General features: G+C 53.9%; 1 protein-coding gene. It reads right to left on the reverse strand.

The genetic code is table 11. The features are described from left to right. Positions 1–201: 201 nt before the first annotated feature. The coding region (locus tag J5224_RS33180; protein WP_264629152.1) for an MFS transporter at positions 202–673 on the reverse strand (472 nt) is incomplete at its 5' end.

Consider the following 673-nt stretch of genomic DNA (forward strand, 5'->3'; position numbering starts at 1 on the left):
TTCAAGCATTCTTAATCTTCCTATCGCTAAAACGACATAACTTTACATTTTGCAACAACCTTGCCCGCATCAACGCGTCACGCAAGCGTTCAGCCGCTGACAACGCCCGTCGCATACCCGTGAACGCGCGCCATAAAAAAGCCCCCGGGTACAACCCAGGGGCTCTGCATAATAAGGCATTTGTGTCGTTAGTACAGCGTATTATCCGCGAGCATGCGCCACTGTTGCTGGCATATCGGGCTGTGTGCGGGTGTACTTGGGCGGTTTGATCCACAGCGCAATCAGCAGCGATAGCACCGACAGTACCGCAATCGCAATAAATGTGGCGTGAAAACCACCCAGCCGTGCCGCAATGAAAGAGCCAGACAGTGCACCGATACCAAATCCCTGATAGATGACGCCATAGTTTTTACTGTGATGTTGCAGACCGAAGAAGTCGCCGACAATCGCCGGGAACACGGTGATATTGCCGCCAAAACAGAAGGCAATGGCACTGACACAGATGAAAAACAGCACCGGTGACAGCGGCAGGAAGGCCATAACCGTTACCGCCAGTGCGGTAACCAGCAGCGTCCCGCTGACGACACGCAGGCGACCGACCTTATCTGACATGGCTCCCAGTACAATGCGCCCTACCGTGTTGAAAATAGCGATGGCTGACACGGCGTTAGCC

It is taken from the genome of Candidatus Symbiopectobacterium sp. NZEC135 (assembly GCF_025962695.1).